A 19,958-nucleotide genomic window follows, 5' to 3' on the forward strand; every position below is an offset into this window, starting at 1 on the left:
TACGCTGGGCGTCCAGGTACTCACGCTCCGCAGGAGGACAGCCGTGCCCCGTCTCCTCGCCCTGCTCGCCGCGCCCGTGCTCGCCCTGGGGGCGTTGGGGGCCGCCGCCGGGCCGGCGTCCGACTCGGACCTGCGGGTGGTGCGGCTGGACCCGGAGCCGGTGGCGCCGGGCGGGGTGACGACGGTGCACGGGCTCGTCGGCAACGGCGGCCCGGAGGCGACGGGTTCGCCGTTCACGGTGGTGGTCGACCTGCCGCCGGGGTTCGCTCCGGAGGGCCCGTACTTCCCGTCCTCGTGCACGGCCGCCGGGCGGACCGTCAGCTGCGTCTTCCCGGCGGGGCTGCCGCCGCTGCGGTCGGCGACGGCACTGGTGCCGGTGCGGGCGGACGCGCGCCTGCCCCACGGCCTGCGGGCCGTGGGGCAGGTGCGGGTGGTGAGCGCGGACGACCGCGACCCGGCGGACGACCGGACGCCGTTCACGCTGACCGTCTCGTGAGCGGTCACCGGCCTGGGCCGGCGACCGTCAGCGGTAGACCCGCAGGTAGTCGGCGCTGAACGAGACCGGCGCGCTGCCGCTCGCCGCCGGGTGGTACTGCCCGGCGCTGAGCGACAGGTTGAGGATGGGGTAGGCCGACCAGTTCGCGCCGACGCCGGTGCCGTCGGAGAACACCTTCGTCCCGTTGACGTACCAGTCGACCGAGTCGGCGCCGTAGTAGGTGCCGATGGTGACCCAGCGGTCGGGGGCGACGGCGTTCGCGTCGGTGTGGTAGTTCAGGCCGGAGCGGATCCGGTTGGAGAGCTCCAGCAGGTTCGGGTTGTCGGGGTGGTACTCGAAGCTGTCGATCTCGTTGTTGCCGTCCTTCCAGGTCCACAGCGCGGGCCAGGCGCCGCCGCCGGCGGGCAGCTTCACCCGGGCCTCTATGTAGTCGCCGGTGCGGACCTGGAAGCCGTCCTTGCTGTACTCGGTGGTGAGCAGGCCGGTGTCCCACGCCTGCCTGCCGTTCTCCAGGGTGTGCGCGGAGGGGGTGGCGGTGAAGGTCGCGACGCCGCCGGAGACGGTGACGGCGGACGGGGCGAGCCAGTCCAGCTTGTTGTCGTCGGGGTTGTGGCTGCCGTAGCGGTAGGCGCTGCTGCGGTCGCCGGTCCACTTGCCGCCCCAGGCGATCGGCCCGGAGAACTCCTCCGACCAGGTCAGCGCCTTGCCGGGGACGGGCACCGCGCTGGGCGCGGGCGTCGGGGTCGGCGCGGGAGTCGGGGTCGGCGTGCCGGGGTTCGGCGTCGGGCTCGGAGTGGGCTTGGGCGTCGGCGTGGCCCCGGCGCCCGCCACGGTCAGCGTCCGCGCGGGCAGGTTGTGCCAGCCGCCCGCCGTGTCCTGCCAGAACCCGAACTGGGTGTAGCTGCCGGCCGGGAGCGTGCGGGCGGCGGTGGTGACGGTGGTGCCGCCGGGGCAGACCCGGACGTTGCTCGCGCTGCCCGGGAAGTCCAGGTTCGCGCCGGCCGCGTCGCGGATGCCGACGCCGACGGTCTTCGCGGTGAAGCAGCGGTTCGCGTGCAGGGTGAGCGAGGCGGTGCTCGGGGTGCCGGCGGTCATCCCGGCCGGGGCGAGCCGGTCCTGGACGACGGTGGTGGCGGTGGCGGCACCGGCCGGTCCGGCGGCGGCCAGCGGTACGCCGACCAGCGCGGCGGCGCCGGCCAGCACGCCGAGGCGGGCGGGGGTGGCGAGGGTGGTGGGTCGCATGGGGTGGGGTCCTCCGCGACGCCTGCGAGGTGAGCTGTCGGGTTCGGGCGCTGAGGCCGCCCGGCCGCGCGCGGGTGCGCGGCTTCACCCCGAGCCGCGCCCGTCCCGCCGCCGAACGGGGCGGGGGCAGGGCAGGGCGTACTGCCGTGGGTCCCCCGCTCCCGCCCGCGTGTGCTGTGGGAAGACGCCGTCGGTCGGGCGGGACTCGGCGTCCCGACGGCGGGTGCGCCCGGTCGGGGGCGCCCCCGCAGGCTAGGCAGATTGTCGCTTTGTCTCCAAGAGTCACCGCCCGGCTGAGAGCACTCTCACACCGCGCTCCGTCACCCCGGCCGGGCGGCGGCCCGGTCGGCACCCGGGTGTCAGGACCGCTCGGCGGGGACGCCGCTGGCGGCGGTACGGCACAAGTCGGCCGGGTTCCGGGCCAGTTACCCGAAAGTGAAGTGTTCGCGCCAAGGGTTCCGCCGGGGTCCGGCCGGCGTCACACTGCTGGCATGCGAATGACTCTACGCGCGTTGAAGATCCGTGCCGTCTCGGTCGCCGCCCTCGGCCTGCTGACCCTCGCCCCCGCCGCCGTGGCCACCGGCCAGGCCCACGCCGCCGTCAGCGGGAACATCTGCTACTCGGCGCTGCCCAGCCAGGGCCGCGACACCATCCGCCTGATCGACGCGGGCGGGCCGTTCCCGTACTCGCAGGACGGCGTGGTGTTCCAGAACCGCGAGGGCGTGCTGCCCGCGCAGTCCTCCGGCTACTACCACGAGTACACCGTGATCACCCCGGGCAGCTCGACCCGCGGCACCCGGCGGATCATCACCGGCAAGGTCTACCACGAGGACTACTACACGGCCGACCACTACGTGACGTTCCGCCGCGTCGACTTCGGCTGCTGACCCGACCCCCGGTCCGATAGGTTGGGCGGGTGCGGCCGGTCCGGCCGCGCCCGCCCGCCGCTCCGACCGCCCGAAGGACCTCCATGAACGCCCCCCTGCCGGGCTTCGCCGGCCGCACCTACCTCTTCGAGGTCGACAACGGCGCCTCCTTCCGCAACGCGTACTCCGCGGACGGCACCCGGCTGCGCTGGGAGGGCCTCGGCGAGTCGGCCGGCCAGTACGAGGACGTCCCGCTGCACGTCGCGGCCGTCGCCCCCGGCGTCTGGTTCGTCTCCTGGACGGAGCACAGCGGCATCACCGTCAGCCACGTCATGGACCTCACCGCCCTGACCGTCAAGGTCTTCTGGACCTGGGAGGGCGAGACCGGCCGGGTCGGCGAACTGCACACCGGCACCCTCACCCCGGCCTGACCCAGGACCGGCCCGGCCCTTCACGGACCCGGACCGGCCCCGGACCGCCCCCTCCCGGTCCTGGTCCCGGTCCCGGCTTCAGCCCCTCGGGCTCTCAGGCTTTCAGGCGCTGCGACAGGAACCGGAAGCCGGCCGGCAGCAGCTTGATCCACGTCGTGTAGTTGTGCCCGCCCTCGGGGACGGAGGCCACCGCGGTGGTCAGCGGCGGCCGGGCGGCGGCGGTGAACGCGTCGGCCTCGGCGCGGAAGTCACCGTCGCCCTTCTCCGCGCCGCTGAGCATGACTCCGGTGGCGGGCATCGGCAGGTTCCGCAGCCGCCAGAGCAGGTCGGCCTCGTCGCGGCGCCTCCCGCTGCCCTGGAACAGGTCGCCGGTGGTGACGTCCTCGGCGGCCTTCAGGTAGCCGGAGACGGAGACGCCGCCCGCGAACACCTCGGGGTGGCGCATGGCGAGCTTGGCGGCGCAGTAGCCGCCGGTGGAGTTGCCCATCACGCCCCAGCCGCCGGGGCCGTCGGCGGTGCGGTAGGTCGCGCCGATCGCGCGCGGGACGTCCTTGGCGAAATACGTCTCGGCCTGCGTCCCGCCGGGGACGTTCTCGCACTCGGGGTCGGCGGGCATCGCGGGCGAGGGGCGCATCAGCACCAGGACGGTGGGCTGCATCCGTCCGGCCCGGATCTCGTCGAGCGCGACGCCCGGATAGTTGAAGCGGGTGATCAGCGCCTTGGCGTCCCCCGGGAAGCCGGTCATGGCGATGACCGCGGGGAACTTCCGCTGCTCGTTGCCGGGCTGGAAGTACTGCGGCGGCAGGTAGACGTACCCGTCGGTGCTCAGGCCGGTGCGGGCGCCGGGGATCCGCACCGCGCGGATCTCGCCGACCCGCCCGGGGTCGAGCGGGCCGCCGGTGTTGACCGGCTCGCGGCCGGTCTCCTGGGCGGGCAGGACGGGGAGGTTCGGCGGGTCCGGCTCGGTCGACGGGGCGGCGGACGGGGTCGGGGCGGCCTGGGCGGCGGGCGCGGCGGCGGCCCGCACGGAGACCGGGGCGTCCTGGCCGGTGCCCAGCAGGTCGTTCCAACTGCTGTAGAACGAGAAGTAGTTGTTCGCCAGCAGGCCGATCACGGCGAGCAGCGCGAGCTGGCTGCCCAGCAGCATCCCGACCCGCCCGAGCACCGCCCGCCAGTGCCGCCGGGCGAGGGCGGGCCACCACCAGACGGTCGCCCCCAGCGCCGCCACCGCGACCTCGATCGTGAACAGCAGCAGCGTCGTGCTGGTCAGCCCCATGCCCCGTGGTCCCCGTGTCTTCCGCTCGCGGTGCCCGCCGCCCGGCGCGGGCGTGACGGTGCGTGCACGCGCGGATACCCGCGCACGGCGAGCAGTATGCCCACCGCCGGGGTGACGCCCGAACCCGGCCCCGCGGTTCCGCGCCCCGGGGCGGAGGACCGGCGCCAGGAGCGGGGCCGCCGGAGCGCACGGCACGACCGGCCGGCCCGCTGCGCCGACTCCGCACCCCGTGCCGCCTCCCGGCCAGGCGGGCGCCCCGCCCGCGCAGCCGTCCGACGGCACGACCGCGCACCGGGGAAGACAGGTTGTCCGAGTCCCACCGTCCCGCCCGGCGGACCCGCCTGACGCACCGTCACCCGGCCCGCCCCGTCCCCCGTCCTCCCCGTCACCCCGGGACGATCGCCACCGGGCAGTGCGCGTGGTGCAGGACGGCGTGCACGGGGGTCGCCGGCCGCAGGCCGAAGCGCGGCGCGGGCTCGTGCCGGGAGAGCACCACCAGGGCGGCGGTCCGGGACTCCTCGATCACGGTGGCGGCGGCGGAAACCGTCACCCGGTGGCTCTCCACCTCGACGCCCGGGTACTCCTCACGGACCGGGTCGCAGGTGCGGCGCAGCAGCTGCTCGTGCAGCCGGGCCTCCTCCCCCGACTCGTCGGCCCCGGGCGCCGTCCACCCGATGTCGGCGACCACCGGCGACCAGGTGTGCACGGCCCGCACCGGCAGGCCCCGGCGGGCGGCGGTCTCGCAGCCGAAGCGCAGCGCGGCGGCGTCGCGCTCGTCGTGGAGGGCGACCAGCACCGGCCCGTCGGGATGGCCGGCGGCGGGCACCGACCCGTCGACCCCCGCCACCACCCCGTTCGCCGCCCTGGTCTCGGTGGTCTCCGTGGCGCACTCCCCGGGGCCGGCTCGCCCCGGTCGCCCTTCCAGCATGCGCCGCCCGCCCCGCCCGGGACAAACCCTGATAAAAACGAAGAAAATCGGACGGACCCCGGGCGGGGCGGGGCGTCAACGGCCCTCGGCGGCCTGCCACTCCGCGCGGTAGTCGTCGAAGATGGTCTTCAGGTGGTGGCCGATCTTGAGGTAGTCGAGGTCGTCGAGGTTGGCCAGGGAGACCCGGACGGACCACTCGGGGCCGTCGAAGCCGCCGCCGTTGAGCAGGACGACGCCGGTCTGTTCGGCGAGGCGGAAGAGGGGTTCGGTGGGTTCGTAGTTCTGCCGCAGGTAGGTGGCGAACTCGGGCCCGGAGGTGCGTTCGGCCTCGGCGAGCAGGTCGAGTTCGATGTAGTAGCCGGCCCGCTTCGGGTCCTCGGAGATCTTCATCCCGGACCCTTCGAGCAGCAGGTCGAGGCGCTGCTTGACGATGGACTGCACCTTGGCCTTGTACGCCTTGCCCTCGGGGAGCATCGCGAAGAGCGAGAACAGGGTGAGCTGGGCCTGCTGCGGGAGGGAGAGCCCGGCGGTGTGGTTGAGGGCGACCTGCCGGGAGTCGGCGACCAGCCGGTCGATGAAGCGGATGCCCGCCGGGTCGAGGCTGAGGCTGCCGTAGCGCTTGGCGAGCCGGTCCTTCTCGGCCTGCGGGAGGGCGGCGAGCGCGTCGTCGATGACGTTGTCGCGCTGGAGGCCGATGACGCCGAGGCGGTGGCCGGTGCAGCCGTAGTGCTTGGAGTAGGAGTAGACGAGCAGGGTGTTGCGGGGCAGGTCGGCGGCGATGGTGCGGAAGTGGTCGACGAAGGTGCCGTAGACGTCGTCGGTGACGATGATCAGGCCCGGGTTGTCGGTGGCGACGATGGACTTGATCTGGTCGGTGACCCGCTGGGAGAGCGCCAGGGAGGGCGGGTTGCTGGGGTTGACCAGGCAGACCAGTTTGACGGCGGGGTCGGCGAGCTTGGCTACCTCCTCGGTGGGGTAGCGCCATTCGCGCACGCCGGCCTCGGCGAAGGAGGACGCCTGGACCTGGACCACCTCGAACTCGTAGGTGTCGAGTTCGGGGATCTCGATGTAGGGGGTGAAGACCGGCACCATCAGGGCGATCTTGTCGCCCTTGTGCAGGATGCCGTTCTTCATCAGGGAGTCGAAGATGTAGCACATGGCGGCGGTGCCGCCCTCGGTGGCGAACAGGTCGAGGTCGCCCTCGGGGGGTCGGCGGTCCATCAGCTCGTCCTGCAGGTAGCCGGTGACGATCTGTTCGGCGCAGGTCAGCATCCGGTCGGGGACGGGGTAGTTGTCGCCGATGGCGGCGTCCGCGAGTTCGTGCAGGAGGGCGTCGCGGTCGAGGTCGAAGCGGTCGACGGCGAGGCCGACGGAGGCGGTGAGCAGGTCGATGCCGGGCAGTTCGGGGTGCGAGCGGGCGAAGTGGTCGTAGCGTCCGGCGATGCCGGTCTGCTCGGGCATGCCGCCGAGGTTGTCGGCGGTCCAGACCCGGCGGGACTCGCTGAGCGCGAAGTGGCCGAGGGCGAGCATCGCCTCGCGGGGGCCGGTGCAGACCCAGTTGGGGTTGCCGCGTCCGGCGTTGAGCATGTTGGCGGTGGACTTCTCCTTCTGCCCGGGCTGGTCGGCCTGGTAGTGCTCGGCGAGTTCGATGAACTTGCCCTTGAGTTCGAACGGGCTGAGCTGGGAGAGCCGGTGGATCTCCTCACGGCTGATCGAAGGCTTGCTCATGGGTGCGGGTCCTTCCGGGGAGGCGGCTAGCCGAGCAGGGCGACGATGATGGCGCCCCAGATGGTCAGCAGGACGTTGCCTGCGGCGTACGGGATGGTGTAGCCGAGCGTGGGGATCTGGCTGCGGGAGGCTTCGTTGATGGCGCCGATCGCGGCGGTGGTGGTCTGCGCGCCGGCCACCACGCCCATCAGGATCGGCGGGCGCATCCGGAACACGAAGTGGCCGATCAGCAGGCCGACCACCAGCGGGACGACGGTGGCGACGGCGCCCCACACCAGCAGGCCCCAACCGGCCTGCGAGAGGCCGCTGGTGAAGCTCGGTCCGGCGTTGATGCCGACGATGGCGACGAACGCGCACAGGCCGAGGGTGTCCATGAACCACTGGGCGCCGGGCGGGACGTTGCCGAAGGTCGGGTACTTGCCGCGGATCCAGCCGAACACCAGGCCCATGATCAGCGCGCCGCCGGAGGTGGAGAGGCTGATCGGCACCCCGCCGAGGGTGAGCGCGGGGATGCCGATGCAGCCGCCGAGGAAGATGCCCAGGCCGACCCAGGTCATGTCGGTGGCGAAGCTGGTCGGCACGGGCTTGCCGATCGCCTTCCCGGCCGGCCCGACCAGCCGCTGCGGGCCGGACAGCACCAGGGTGTCGCCGCGTTCGAGCTGGGTGGTGAGCCGGTACGGGAACTCGGCGCCGGAGCGGTAGACCTTGTCGACGAAGACGCCGACCATGAAGGGTTCGCGGCGCAGGTCCGCGATGGTCCGGCCGAGCTGGGCCTTCTCGGAGACGACGACGTGCAGCTGCTCGGTCTGGTAGCCGAGCAGTTCGACGTCGTCGGTCTCCGGGCCGATGCCGGTGACCGGGTCGAACTCGACCAGGTCGTGGCGGATCGCGCTGACGGCGAGCACGTCGCCGCGTTCGATGACGGTCTGCTGGTCGTGGTCGAGGATCCTGCCGTCCCGGCGGACCCGGGTGAGGTAGATCCGGCGCCCGGCGGCCTGCTCGCGCTGCTCGAACTGCTCGATGGTGGAGCCGGCCGGGCCGTTGACGACGGTGTAGGCGCGCAGCACGACCTCGTAGTAGCCCTGGGCGAGGTCGGGGTCGTCGGCGGGGGCGTCGAGTTCGGCGGCCAGTTCGCGGGAGTCGGCGGCGAGGTCGCTGTGCAGGAAGCGCGGGGCGATGTTGGCCAGCAGGATCGCGCACAGGATGGTGCCGAGCGGGTAGGTGACGGCGTACCCGATCGGGACGAGGTTCTGCTGGGCGGTGATCTGGTCCTGGCTGAGACCGGGCAGTCCGCCGATGGCGTCCTGGGCGACGCCGATCACGGCGGACTGGGTGAGCGCGCCGCCGAGCAGTCCGGCGCCCAGGCCGGGCCCGTAGCCGAGCATCTCGGCGAAGCCCCAGCAGATCGCCAGGCCGCTGAGGCAGACGGCGAGGGTCACCGCGACCTGCGGCAGGCCGTCCTTCTTCAGGCCGCGGAAGAACTGCGGGCCGACCTTGTAGCCGAGGGCGAACAGGAACATGATGAAGAACACCGACTTGACGGTGCCGTTGACCTGCACGTCGGTCAGCCAGCCGGTGAACAGCCCGGCGACCAGGCAGCCGGTGACCGCGCCCAGGCCGATGGCCTTCCAGTGCAGCCGGCCGACGAGGAAGCCGATCGCGATGGTCAGGAAGATCAGCAGTTCCGGGTACGGTTTGAAGACGTGGTCGGTGATCCAGTCCACTGTCACCCTCCGTTCAGGCCGACCAGGCCGACCAGCAGCGGGCCGGTCAGCGGGAGCAGGAAGTTGGAGATGGTGTACGTGATGGTGTAGCCGAGCATCGGGACGCTGCTCTGCGCGGCGTTGTTGACGGCGGTGATCGCGGGGGTGGAGCACTGCTGTCCGGCGATCGCGCCGACCAGGATCGGCGGTTCGATCTTGAGGAGGCGGCGGCCGATGAACAGGCCGAGGAAGGCCGGGACGACCACCATCAGGATGCCGGAGACCGGCAGCAGCACCGGGTACTGCTTGAGCAGCGGTCCGGCGTCGGGGCCGGCGGCCATGCCGGTGACGGCGATGAACACGGCCAGGCCGAGGTCCTTGATGGTCTGCGCGGCGGCCGGCGGGTAGGCGCCGAAGGTGGGGCGCAGCGAGCGCAGCCAGCCGAAGACCAGGCCGGAGATCAGGCAGCCGCCGCCGGTGCCGAGGGTCAGGCTGATGTCGCCGAAGCGGACGACGATCTTGCCGAGCAGGACGCCCAGGCAGATGCCGAGCGAGATGTAGATGTAGTCGGCGGTGTCGGAGCGGACGGTGGCGCCGACCTTGCCGGCGAACTTCTCGACCCGGGAGCGGGCGCCGATCACGGTGAGGGTGTCGCCGCGGTGCACCTCGGTTTCGCCGACGGCGGGCAGGTGGTGGTCGACGCGCTGGATGTCGGTGAGGAACACGCCGCCGGTGATGTCGTGGTCCCGGTCGCGGACGGCGTCGAGGGTGTGCCCGGCGACCTCCTTGTTGGTGACCACGACCTGGCGGACCGTCATCGGGCTGTCCAGGCCGGGGACGCCGCTGGTCTCGGGGCCGAGTTCGTGCCCGGCGTCCAGCACGGCGGCCCGGCGGCCGACCACCAGCACCTGGTCGCCGCGGCGCAGCACCGGGTCGTCGTCGACGCCGAGCTTCTTGCCGCCCCGGTTGACCGCCTCGACGGTGACCAGCTGGCCGGAGCGCTCCTGGATCTGGCTGACCCGGGTGCCCTCGCCCTGCGAGACCAGGTAGGTGCGGCCGACCAGGGCGGGCAGCGCGGGGGCTTCGCCGGGTTCGAGTTCGTTGCCGCCGCCGCGCATCTTCTCCCAGACCTGGCGGGAGGCTTCGGGCAGCTTGATCCGCATCAGCATCGGGAACAGCTGGCTGGTCAGCAGGACGATGCTGATCAGGCCGAACAGGTAGCAGACCGAGTAGGCGGTGGCGACGTGCGCCTGGAGCTGGGTGGTCTGGTCCGCGGTGATGCCGGGGAGCTTGGCGATCGCGTCCTGCCCGGTGCCGACGGCGGCGGACTCGGTGGCGGCGCCGGCCAGGATGCCGGCGGCGGTGCCGACGTCCAGGTCGAACGCCTCGGCGATGCCCAGGGCCATCAGGACGACGACGACCGCCTCCATCACGGACAGCACGCCGAAGCGCAGGCCCTTGGCGTTCAGGTTGGCGAAGAACTGCGGGCCGGCGATGTAGCCGAGCGAGAAGATGAACAGCGCGAACGCCACGTTCTTGACGTCCGCGTTCACCGAGACGTGCTGGGCGCCGACCAGCATCGAGACGATCAGGACTCCGCAGATGCCGCCGAGCTGGATCGGTCCGACGCGCAGTTTTCCGACCAGGTAGCCGAGGCCCAGACAGAAGAAGAGGGCGAGAACGGCGTTCTCACGCAGGAGACTCATGAGCGTATTAGATGGGATTTGTACCGTGATGTCCGGTTCGACACGCCGTCATGATCACCTGGTGTCATCCGGCCGCCCGCCCGCGCGGCCGTACGGGGGCGCGGGCGGGCGTACGGGGGCGCGGGCGGGCGGCCGGGCTCCCGGGGTCAGGCGGTGACCGGCTGCCGGGCGGGGGCCGGGGTCTCGCCGGGCTCGATCCGCAGCTCGGGGAGCAGACGGTCCAGCCAGCGGGGCAGCCACCAGTTGTGGCGGCCGAGCAGGGTCATGGTGGCGGGCACCAGGACCATCCGGACCACGGTGGCGTCCACCAGGACGGCGACGGCCATGCCGACGCCGATCATCTTGACGGTGATGTCGGGGTCGATCGCGAAGCCGGTGAAGACCGCCACCATGATCGCGGCGGCGCTGCTGATCACCCGCCCGGTGGCGGACAGCCCGCGCACCACGCTGCCGCGGGCGTCGCCGGTGGCCAGCCAGTCCTCGCGGACCCGGGAGAGCAGGAACACCTCGTAGTCCATCGACAGGCCGAACAGCACGGTGAACATCAGGATCGGCACCCAGCTGGAGACCGGCACCGCGTGCGGCAGCCCGAGCAGCTTCGCGCCCGCGTCGTGCTGGAAGACCGCCGTCATCACCCCGTACGCGGCGGCCACCGACAGCAGGTTCATCGCGGCGGCCTTGAGCGCGATCACCGGCGCCCGGAACAGCACGGTCAGCAGGACCAGCGAGAGCGCGACCACGAACGGGATCACCACCCAGAGCCGCTGCGCGAGCCGGTCGGAGATGTCGGAGAACGCGGCGACCTGGCCGGTGACCTCGACCCCGGCCGGCAGTTCCCCGCCGCGCAGCCGCTTCAGCAGCTTCTCGGTGGCCCGGTCCTGCGGGCCGGTCGTCGGCTGGACGCTGACCACGGCCGCGTCCCGGGCCGCGGCGATCCGGGCCGGCTGGACCGCGGCGACCGCCGGGTCGGACGCCAGCTTCCGCTCCAGGGCGGGCAGTTCGGACTCCGGCAGCCGCTCCAGGTCGACCGCGAGCAGCAGCGGCCCGTTCGCCCCGGGGCCGTACGCCCCGGCGATCAGGTCGTACGCCTTGCGGGTGGTGTTGCCGGCCGCCTGGCTGCCCGCGTCCTGCGGCCAGGTGCGCATGCCGAGCACCGGCGCGGCCAGGCCGAGCAGCACCACCAGCGAGAGGACGACGGCGCTGACCGGGCGGCGGCCGATCAGCCGGGCCCAGCGCTCGGTGCGGGTCGGGCCGGTGCTCTCGGCCTCCGCGCCTCCGGCTTCGACGGACGCGGCGGCGGGTGCGGCGGACGCGGCGGCGGGTGCGGCGGCGGCCCGGCGTTCGGTGCGGCGTTCGGCGCGGCGCAGCATCCGGGGCCCGGCGAGGGCGGCCAGGGCGGGGACCAGGGTGAGCGCGGCGGCCATCACCGCGCCGACGGTGGCGAAGGTCGCGTAGCCGAACGAGGCGTAGGTGGCCAGCCCGGCCAGCTTGAGGCCGAACAGCGAGACCAGCACGGTCGCCCCGGCGACCACCACCGAGGAGCCGGCGGTGGCGTTCGCCTCGGCGGCGGCGGCCCGGGCGCCCAGGCCCCGGCGCAGCCCCTCGACGTGCCGGGAGACCAGCAGCAGCGCGTAGTCGATGCCGACGCCGAGGCCGACCATGGACGCCACGGTGGGCGCGATGTCGCTGATGCGGGTGACAGCCGCCATCAGGGTGATCAGCCCGGTGCCCGCGCCGAGCCCGGCCAGCGCGACCAGCAGCGGCAGGCCCGCCGCGGTCACCGTCCCGAGCGCGACCACCAGGATCACCAGCGCCGCGGCCATGCCGATCGCCTCGGCCGCACCATTGGGGGCGGTGAAGTTCTCCGGCAGCTCCCCGCCGAACTCCACCTGGTACCCGGCGTCGGTGGTCGGCCGGGCGGCGGCGCGCAGCGCGTCCAGGCCCGCCGCGCCCTTGAACGCGGTCGTCTTGACGTCGTAACCGACCGTCAGCAGCGCGGTGTCGCCGGCCGCCGACGGTATCGGCTCGCCGACCGACAGCGCGTGCGGCAGCCCGGCGAGCCGCTCCCGCAGGCCCGCCAGCGCCGCCGCGGGCAGCGGCCTCCCGTCCCGGTCGTGCACCACCACCCGGGCACTGGTCCCCGAGCTCTCCGGGAAGCGCGCGTTCAGCAGGTCCATGCCCGCCGTGGAACGCGTCCCCGGCACCCGGTAGTCGTCCCGCGGCTCACCGCCGAACGCCTGTGCCAGGCCGAAGATCGCACCGATCAGCAGCACCCAGGCCGCGACGGTGCGCCAGGGTCGGGCCGCCGCGGCCCCGCCGAGGCGGCCGAGGAGTGTGGACATGGCAGGAGCCTTCCGTTCAGGGGTCGACGCGGTGTCGGACCCCAGTGTGGAAGGCGGCGCTTGGAGCCCGCTTGGCACCGCCGCTCCAAGTCTCGCCCCGGGCGCGGGCGGCTCGGGGCGGCCCCGCGGGTCACTCCCCCGGCTCCCCCGGTGCCGGCAGGCGCTCCAGCGCCGCCCGCGCCTCGGCCTCCCAGCCCGGTGCCTCCCAGCGGCGGGCCACCTCGGCGGCCCGGCGGAAGTGCGCGGCGGCCTCGGCGGTGCGGCCCAGGTGGCGGGCGAGTTCGCCGAGCGTGAGGGCGACCGGGCGGACCGCGATCGAGGTGGACGCCGCGCCGGCCACCAGATGACCCAACGGGCGCATCTCGTCCAGGAGTTCGGCGGCCTCGGCGCGTTCGTCCAGGGCGATGACCAGGTCGGCGCGCAGTTGCAGGAACAGCGAGCGGAAGTAGTCGGCCTGGACTCCCCGGCGCTCGCCCCGGGCCCGCCGGGCCGCCTCCGGGCCGTGCCCGGCCGCGAGCAGGGCGAGCGCGGTGACGTCGGCGACCAGCGGGCCGTACTGCGCGCGGTGCTCCTCGATCAACGGGAGCATCTCGGCCAGCCGGCCCTGCCGGTGGGCGATCACCACCCGGATCAGCGCGGCCAGGCCGCCGGCGTGCAGCGAGTCGCGGGCGCGCAGACCGGCCAGGGCCCGCTCGTAGCGGGCGACCGCCTCGTCGACGCGGCCGGCGGCGAGTTCCAGCATGCCGCGCTGGAACAGCACCACGTCGGCGAGTTCGGGCAGCCCGTAGCGGTGCGCGATCTCCTCGCCGGCCGCCAGGTGGCGGCGCAGCGCGGGGAGGTCGCCGTGCACGGCGGCGGCGGTGGCGGCCAGGTGCTCGGCGTGCCAGCGGTAGGCGGGCAGGTCGTGCCCGGTGGCCAGCTCGGCGAGTTCGGCGGCCAGCCGGGCCCGGTCGATGGGCGCCAACTCGTGGTCACAGGAACGGGCCTGGGCGGCGATCGCCAGGCAGAGCAGCAGCGGGTCGCCCTCGGCGCGGGCGATCGCGACGGCCTCGCTCCCGGCGGTGAACGCCTCCGGCGAGCCGGTGCAGTCGAGTTCCTGGGTGAGCGCGTCGAGCAGGCGGCAGCGGGTGGCGGGTGGCAGGTCGGTGCGGCGCAGCAGCCGGGTCAGCTGGTCGACGGCCTCCTGGTCGAAGGTGCCGTACGGGTGGGTGATCCACGGGGTGGGCTCGGTCCAGGCGGTCCAGGCGGCGATCAGCAGGTCCTCCCGGCCGCTCTCCCGGGCGAGCCGGAGCGCGCGCGCCTTGGTCCCGGTGGCGGCGGTGACCTGCCCGGCCCGGACCTGGGCGCGCAGCAGCGCGCCGAGCAGGTCGATCCGGCGGGCGGCGCGGTCCTCGCCGGGCCGTTCGGCGGCGCGGTCCAGGTTGTCGACGGCCTGCCGGAGCAGGCCGACGGCGCTGGGGTGGGCGTAGCGCCGCTCGGCGGCCTCGGCGGCCCGGACGCAGTGGTCGACCGCGAGGGCGGCCGTGGCGGCGGTCGCGGCCTGGGTGAAGTGGTGGGCCAGTGCGGTGAGTTCGCCGGGCCGCAGGTCGTGCAGGGCGTGTCCGATCCGGCCGTGCAGGCGGGCCCGGCGCAGGCCGCCGAGATCGGCGTACAGGGTGTCGCGCACCAGCACGTGGGCGAACCGGACGGTGCCGGGCCGGGGTTCGAGCAGCAGGCCGCCCGCGACGGCGGCCTCGACGGCCTCGGTCGCGGCCTCCTCGTCCTGCTCACCGGCCCGCAGCAGCAGGTCGACGTCGCTCTCCCGACCGGCCACGGCGGCCAGCCGCAGCAGGTCGACGGCGGGGGCGGGCAGCCGCTCGAACCGGCGGCGCAGCACGTCCCGGACCCCCTGCGGGACCTGCCGCAGCGCGGTCGACTCCCCCTCCAGGGCGAGCAGTTGGGCGCTCTCGGCGAGGTAGAACGGGTTGCCGCCGGTGCGCTCGGCCAGCGCCCGGACGGTCTCGGGACGGACCGGAGCGGCACACACCGCCTCGATCAGCCGCCCGGCGTCGGACTCGGCGAGCCCGCCGAGCGGCACCCGGACCGGAGAACGACGGGCCAACCGGGCCAGCACCTCGGCGAGTTCGCCCTCCCCCGGACGCAGGGCGGCCACCAGCAGCAGACCGCCCCCGGCCCCGAAGGACGCCTGGTCGGCGGCCAGCTCGCCCAGCAGCTCCCGGGTCTCCGGATCGGCCGCGTGCAGGTCGTCGAGCAGCACGGCGAGCGGCACCGTCCGGGCGGCGGCGTGCAGCCGGGCGACGACCGCGCGGTGCAGCCGGAAACGCCCCGACAGCGGGTCCTGACGATCCGTCAACTCCGGCCCGGCCAACAGCGGGGCGAGCAGCGGATCGGCGGCGGTGTCCGGTTCGTGCCAGGCGAGTTCACGCAACACCTCGGTCCACGCCCAGGCCGCCGGGGCCCCCGCGCTCTCCGGGCAGCGCCCGGTCAGCACCCGCCAGCCGTCCGCCGCCAGCCGCTCCCGCAAGCGCCCCAGCACCGTGGACTTCCCGACCCCGGCCTCCCCGCTCACCAGCGCGAACCCCACCCCGCCCCGCGCCCGCCCGGCCGCCCCCAGCAACGCCGCCAACTCGTCCCGCCGCCCGACGAACACCTGCGGCCGACCGCCGGCGGGCCGATCGGGCCCGGCGCTCGGGAACGCGGGGAGGGAGGCGGAGGCGGGCGCGGGGAGGGACGCGGGACCGGAGGCGGACGCGTGCGTCGGCCCGAGGACGGAACCGGCCACCGCACCCGCGCCACCGCCGGCGGACAGGCCGACCTCGCCGGGCAGGCCGGGCAGGCCAACCTCGCTCACCCCGCCGACCCCGACGCCCGCGCCAGGCAGGCCGACTCCGCCCGGCAGGCCGGCGGTCTGCGTCGTCGTCTCGGCCGCGAAAGGGCGCTTGCCGGGGGCGAGTTGGTCGGTGCGCTGGTGCAGGATCGCGGATTCGAGGGTGGTGAGCAGTGGTCCCGGGTCGAGGCCGAGCTCGGTGGCGAAGTAGGTGCGGGCGCGGCGGATCGCGGCGAGGGCGTCGGCCTGGCGGCCGCTGTGCCAGAGGGCGAGGGCGAGCAGGCGCCAGGTCTGTTCGCGCAGCGGGTGGTCCTCGACGAGGGCGGCGGCCTCCTGCGCGGCGGGGCGGGCCCGGCCGGCGGCGAGGTCGGCCTCGATCGCGAATTCGCGGGCGGTGGTGCGCAGTTCCTCCAGTCGGGCGATCTCGGGGGCGGCCCAGGCCCGGTCGGCGAACTCGTGGTAGGCCGGTCCCTGCCACAGCCCGAGCGCCGCCCGGAACCGCTCGACCCCGGAGGCACTGTCAGCCACCCCCGCCGCGTCGAGCAGGTCCTCGAAGTCCTGGGCGTCGGTGCGGACGCCGCGCAGCGCGTAGCCGCCGGCCTCGCTGACCAGCAGGCGGGCCGCCTGCCGGGGGCCGCGCTGGGGTTCCAGCAGGCGGCGCAGGTTGGAGACGTACGCCTGGAGGGAGGTCACGGCCTTGGCGGGCGGGCGGCCGTCCCAGAGGCCGTCGATCAGCCGGTCGGCGGGGACGGCCGTCCCGCGGGCGACCAGCAGTCGGGCGAGCACGCCGCGCTGGCGCGGGCCCCCCAACCGGGTGGCGGCCCCCGCCACTTGCGCCGTCAGCGTCCCGAGCACAGTGATCCGCACCATCGTGGGGTCGAGCCTATGCGATGCCCTCGCGCCACCCCCGCCCACCTGCGCTCCAAGCCGGTTCCAAGCGGGTCCCCGCCGGTCGCCGGGGCGGCCCCGTCCGGGTGCCGGTGGGGCGCGGGAGGGGCGCCGCGCACCGGTGGGACAGGAGTGACGGGTGGGACGAGTGGACGACTTGTGCCAGGGCAACATCCGTCCATCCCACCGGCCTTCCGCGCTCCCGCCGGGCACGCCAAAGTAGAGGTGTCGGCAGGGGAGAAAGAGCGAACAGAGCGAATGCCGACAGCGCCGGACCGCTCTCCGCAAAAGCCGGAGAATGCCGGAGAACGCCGCAGCAGAATCGATTTCCCGAGGGAGAGAAAATTCCGTGAACGCCACCCGTACGGCCCGAACCGCGCTCGCCGGACTGCTCGTCGCCGGGCTCTCGACACTGGTCGGACTGGCCGGCCCGGCGCTCTCCTCCCCGCACGGCACCGCCACCCGGGCCGGCAGCCCGGGGGTGTCCGCCACCTCCGTCCCGTCGCCCACCGCCACGCCGTCCGCACACCCCGACGACGTGACCTGGGGTCAGTGACCCACCGATCTCGCCAAGGAGTCCGCCATGCACGCCACCTCGAACTTCCTCGCCGACTCGCCGGAGTCCGCGGAGCGCACCGACCGCGTCCTCGGTGACACCCGCCGCAATCTGAACCAGGGCTGGATCGTCGCCTGAACCGGCGCCCGAAACGCCGGGAGAACTCCGGAACGGGAATTCCGGAACAGAAATTCCGGAACGGAAATCCGCACCACCAGGAGAAACCGAGATCCACGACCACGGAAAGGGGTGGACGACGTGAAACGCAATCACCACATGTTCGCCGGGGATGATCCGCACTTCTACGACCACCCCGTGGACCGCGCCGAGAAGCGCCGGTTCGCCGCCGCCGACCGCCCCGCCCCGGCGGGCTGGCGGAGCCACGAGGACGGGTCCTGGTTCTTCCTCACCCCCGAGCGGGCCGAACTGCCGGACCAGGGCTGGAAGATCCACGTCTCCGCGGTGCCGGCCGAGGCCGCCGAGGTGATCGACCTGGTCTCGGCGTACTGTCTGGAGACCGGGCTGCCGCACAAGTTCCTGGTCAACCCCCGCATACACCACCTGAACAACAGCAAGTACGCCCGCCGGGGCAGCAGCGGCAAGCTGATGACGCTGTACCCGGCCGACGACACCCGGCTGCGCACCGTGCTGGACGCGCTCGGCCCGCTGCTGGCCGGCCGCCGCGCCCCGTACGTGCTCGGTGACCTGCGCTGGCAGAACGGGCCGCTCTACCTGCGGTACGGCGGCTTCCTGGAGCGCTGGTGCACGCTGGACAGCGGCGAGCGGGTGCTGGCCCTCGCGGCGCCGGACGGCACCCTCGTCCCGGACCGCCGCGACCCGTACTTCGCGCTGCCGCCGTGGCTGGAGCCGCCGGAGTGCGTCGCCGAGCAGCTGCGGGCCGACGAGGCCGCCGCGGCCGGACAGCCGGGGCTGCCGTACGAGATCGAGCGGGCGCTGCACTTCTCCAACGGCGGCGGCGTCTACCTGGCCCGGGAACGGGACGGCGACGGCGCGCCGGTGGTGCTGCGCGAGGCCCGGCCGCTGGCGGGGCTGGACGGCTCCGGGGCCGACGCCGTGGCCCGGCTGCGCACCGAGGCGCGGGCCCTGCGGGCCCTGGCGGGGCTGGAGTTCGTGCCCCGGCTGATCGACGAGTTCACCGTCTGGGAGCACCACTACCTGGCGGAGGAGTACGTCGAGGGCGAGACGCTGCGCCAGTTCCTGGCCCGCTCCAACCCGCTGACCAGACCCGAGCCCTCCCCCGAGGACCTCGCCCGCTACACCGCGCAGGCCCTCGACGTCCTCGACCAGTTGCAGCGGGCGGTCGACGCGATGCACGCCCGCGGGTACGCCTTCGGCGACCTGCACCCCGCGAACGTGCTGCTGCGCCCGGACGGCCGGATCTGTCTGGTCGACTTCGAGGTCGCGCACCGCCCCGGCCTGGACCCCGAACCGTCCGTGGCCTGTCCGGGCTTCGTCGCCCCGCACGCCATGGCCGGCTTCGAACGGGACAGGTACGCGCTGGACTGCATCCGGCTCGCCCTGTTCCTGCCGTACACCATGCTGCTCGACCTGCGCCCCGCGAAGGTCGACCAACTCGCGGACGCCATGGCCGAGTTCTTCCCCGTGCCGACCGCCCACACCGCACGCGTCCGGCGCGGCCTGCGCCGCCCCGGCACCCTCGACCGCCCCGCGGACCGCTCCGGCGACGAGCCCTTCGACCGTCCGGACGCCGCGGGCCTGCCCGAGGCGCTCGCCCGGGCGATCCTCGCCTCCGCCACCCCGCAGCGCGCCGACCGCCTCTTCCCGGGCGACCCGGCCGGCCTCAACGACGGCGGCTACACCCTGGCCCACGGCGCGGCCGGCGTCCTGCACGCCCTGCACGCCACCGGGCAGCCGGTCGACGAGGAGCACACCGACTGGCTGTGGCGGGCCGCCCGCCGCTCCCGCGACCTGCGCCCCGGGCTGTACGACGGCCTGCACGGCGCGGCCCTGGTCCTGCACGAACTCGGCCGCGAACAGGAGGCGTTGGACGTCCTCCAGCGCGCCGGACGCAGCCCCGACCCGTCCCCGCCCGGCGACCTGTCGCTGCGCAGCGGCCTGGCCGGCATCGGACTGGCCCTGCACCGGCTGCACCGCGCCACCGGCGACGGCGGCCTGCGCGACGCCCTGGACCGCACCGCCGAACGGCTGGCCGCCGCCCTCGACCCGGCGGCCCCGCCCCCGGCCGGAGCGGGCCTGCTGACCGGACCGAGCGGGATCGCCGCGTTCTTCCTGCACCTGCACCAGGACAGCGGCGACCCGGCCCACCTCGACCTGGCCGCCCGGGCGCTGCGCGCCGACCTGGCGCAGTGCCGCACCAGCGAGGAGGGCGCGGTCAACCTGCTGGACGGCACCCGGCTGCTGCCCTACCTGGGCAACGGCAGCGCGGGGGTCGGCCTGGCCCTGGGCCACTACCTGCGGCACCGGCCCGACGAGGAGGAGTTCGCCCTCGCCCTGGACGGCGTCCTGCTGGCCGCCCGCGCCCGGCTGGTGATCTTCGGCGGCCTGTTCCACGGCCGGGCCGGACTGCTGGCCCTGCTCGCCGCCCACCCCGACCGGCCCGGCGCCGCCGAGCGGATCGCCCGCCAGCGCCGCCTGCTGGCCTGGCACGCCGTCCCGTACCGCGGCGGCACCGCGATCGCCGGCGACCAGCTGCACCGCCTGTCGATGGACCTGGCCACCGGCACCGCCGGCGTCCTGCTGGCCGTCCACGCCGCCGCCGGCGCACCGCTGGACCTGCCCGGCGCCACCCTGCCGGCCCTCGCGGTCGGCCGCCCCTGAGCCCGTGCCGACACCGGGCCCCACCTGCCCTCCCGGGCGACCGTCCGGGAGTCGACGCACCACCGAGAACAGAGGAGAACCGCCATGTCCGAGGTCCTGAAGCTGCAGAACCTGTCCGTCGCCGACACCGACGAGGGCGAGCTCAACGA

At 74.4% G+C, this 19,958-nt stretch carries 13 protein-coding genes; 5 read left to right on the forward strand and 8 right to left on the reverse strand.

What is annotated here, in order from left to right; genetic code table 11:
• Nucleotides 1–43: 43 nt before the first annotated feature.
• Nucleotides 44–496: a hypothetical protein gene (locus tag K353_RS30255; RefSeq protein WP_111556698.1), complete on the forward strand. Its 453-nt coding sequence runs from the start codon at nucleotides 44–46 to the stop codon at nucleotides 494–496.
• A gap of 27 nt (nucleotides 497–523) precedes the next feature.
• Here the strand turns inward: K353_RS30255 and K353_RS30260 are convergent, their stop codons facing one another.
• Entirely contained in the window at nucleotides 524–1,738 is a 1,215-nt protein-coding gene (locus tag K353_RS30260; protein ID WP_111556699.1) for a family 16 glycosylhydrolase, read from the reverse strand.
• A 491-nt stretch (nucleotides 1,739–2,229) separates the two neighbouring features.
• Here K353_RS30260 and K353_RS30265 point away from each other — a divergent pair, with 491 nt between their 5' ends.
• Together K353_RS30265 and K353_RS30270 are read left to right on the forward strand one after the other, a co-directional pair.
• Nucleotides 2,230–2,625, forward strand: coding sequence for a ribonuclease domain-containing protein (locus tag K353_RS30265; protein WP_199528291.1), 396 nt, complete (start codon nucleotides 2,230–2,232; stop codon nucleotides 2,623–2,625).
• 83 nt (nucleotides 2,626–2,708) lie between these two features.
• Nucleotides 2,709–3,035 carry a MoaF N-terminal domain-containing protein gene (locus K353_RS30270; protein ID WP_111556700.1) on the forward strand — a complete coding sequence of 109 codons (327 nt, stop codon included), beginning with the start codon at nucleotides 2,709–2,711 and terminating at the stop codon, nucleotides 3,033–3,035.
• Between the two features lie 94 nt (nucleotides 3,036–3,129).
• Here K353_RS30270 and K353_RS30275 read toward each other — a convergent pair whose 3' ends face one another.
• The 7 genes from K353_RS30275 to K353_RS37010 form a co-directional block, all read right to left on the reverse strand.
• Complete coding sequence (locus K353_RS30275; RefSeq protein WP_111556701.1) at nucleotides 3,130–4,311, reverse strand: esterase family protein; 1,182 nt, start codon at nucleotides 4,309–4,311, stop codon at nucleotides 3,130–3,132.
• A gap of 385 nt (nucleotides 4,312–4,696) precedes the next feature.
• Nucleotides 4,697–5,239 (reverse strand): universal stress protein, encoded by a 543-nt coding sequence (locus tag K353_RS30280; RefSeq protein WP_111556702.1) that lies wholly within the window; start codon nucleotides 5,237–5,239, stop codon nucleotides 4,697–4,699.
• A 75-nt stretch (nucleotides 5,240–5,314) separates the two neighbouring features.
• Entirely contained in the window at nucleotides 5,315–6,967 is a 1,653-nt protein-coding gene (locus K353_RS30285; protein ID WP_111556703.1) for a bifunctional aspartate transaminase/aspartate 4-decarboxylase, read from the reverse strand.
• A gap of 26 nt (nucleotides 6,968–6,993) precedes the next feature.
• On the reverse strand, nucleotides 6,994–8,691 hold the full coding sequence (aspT, locus tag K353_RS30290; protein ID WP_111556704.1) for an aspartate-alanine antiporter: 1,698 nt from the start codon (nucleotides 8,689–8,691) through the stop codon (nucleotides 6,994–6,996).
• A gap of 2 nt (nucleotides 8,692–8,693) precedes the next feature.
• A complete protein-coding gene (gene aspT, locus K353_RS30295) occupies nucleotides 8,694–10,376 on the reverse strand; it encodes an aspartate-alanine antiporter (protein ID WP_111556705.1) in 1,683 nt (560 codons plus the stop codon).
• A gap of 146 nt (nucleotides 10,377–10,522) precedes the next feature.
• Nucleotides 10,523–12,718: an MMPL family transporter gene (locus tag K353_RS30300; RefSeq protein WP_111556706.1), complete on the reverse strand. Its 2,196-nt coding sequence runs from the start codon at nucleotides 12,716–12,718 to the stop codon at nucleotides 10,523–10,525.
• Between the two features lie 130 nt (nucleotides 12,719–12,848).
• Nucleotides 12,849–16,415, reverse strand: a complete 3,567-nt coding sequence (locus K353_RS37010) for a BTAD domain-containing putative transcriptional regulator (protein WP_305000342.1) — start codon at nucleotides 16,413–16,415, stop codon at nucleotides 12,849–12,851.
• A gap of 367 nt (nucleotides 16,416–16,782) precedes the next feature.
• Between K353_RS37010 and K353_RS30310 the strand changes: the two genes are divergently transcribed.
• Together K353_RS30310 and lanKC are read left to right on the forward strand one after the other, a co-directional pair.
• The gene (locus K353_RS30310; RefSeq protein WP_111556707.1) at nucleotides 16,783–16,989 is read left to right on the forward strand and encodes a hypothetical protein; all 207 of its coding nucleotides are present in this window, start codon (nucleotides 16,783–16,785) and stop codon (nucleotides 16,987–16,989) included.
• A 258-nt stretch (nucleotides 16,990–17,247) separates the two neighbouring features.
• Nucleotides 17,248–19,809, forward strand: coding sequence for a class III lanthionine synthetase LanKC (lanKC, locus tag K353_RS30315; protein ID WP_146616611.1), 2,562 nt, complete (start codon nucleotides 17,248–17,250; stop codon nucleotides 19,807–19,809).
• Nucleotides 19,810–19,958: the final 149 nt, after the last annotated feature.

The sequence above is a fragment of the Kitasatospora sp. SolWspMP-SS2h genome, from assembly GCF_003259315.1.
Lineage (GTDB): Bacteria > Actinomycetota > Actinomycetes > Streptomycetales > Streptomycetaceae > Kitasatospora > Kitasatospora fiedleri.

Coding starts and splice junctions, on each gene's coding strand:
- K353_RS30275 (WP_111556701.1), bottom strand. CDS start 4,311: ATGGGGCTGACCAGCACGACGCTGCTGCTGTTCACGATCGAGGTCGCG.
- K353_RS30280 (WP_111556702.1), bottom strand. CDS start 5,239: ATGCTGGAAGGGCGACCGGGGCGAGCCGGCCCCGGGGAGTGCGCCACG.
- K353_RS30285 (WP_111556703.1), bottom strand. CDS start 6,967: ATGAGCAAGCCTTCGATCAGCCGTGAGGAGATCCACCGGCTCTCCCAG.
- K353_RS30260 (WP_111556699.1), bottom strand. CDS start 1,738: ATGCGACCCACCACCCTCGCCACCCCCGCCCGCCTCGGCGTGCTGGCC.
- K353_RS37010 (WP_305000342.1), bottom strand. CDS start 16,415: ATGGTGCGGATCACTGTGCTCGGGACGCTGACGGCGCAAGTGGCGGGG.
- aspT (WP_111556705.1), bottom strand. CDS start 10,376: ATGAGTCTCCTGCGTGAGAACGCCGTTCTCGCCCTCTTCTTCTGTCTG.
- K353_RS30270 (WP_111556700.1), top strand. CDS start 2,709: ATGAACGCCCCCCTGCCGGGCTTCGCCGGCCGCACCTACCTCTTCGAG.
- K353_RS30300 (WP_111556706.1), bottom strand. CDS start 12,718: ATGTCCACACTCCTCGGCCGCCTCGGCGGGGCCGCGGCGGCCCGACCC.
- K353_RS30265 (WP_199528291.1), top strand. CDS start 2,230: ATGCGAATGACTCTACGCGCGTTGAAGATCCGTGCCGTCTCGGTCGCC.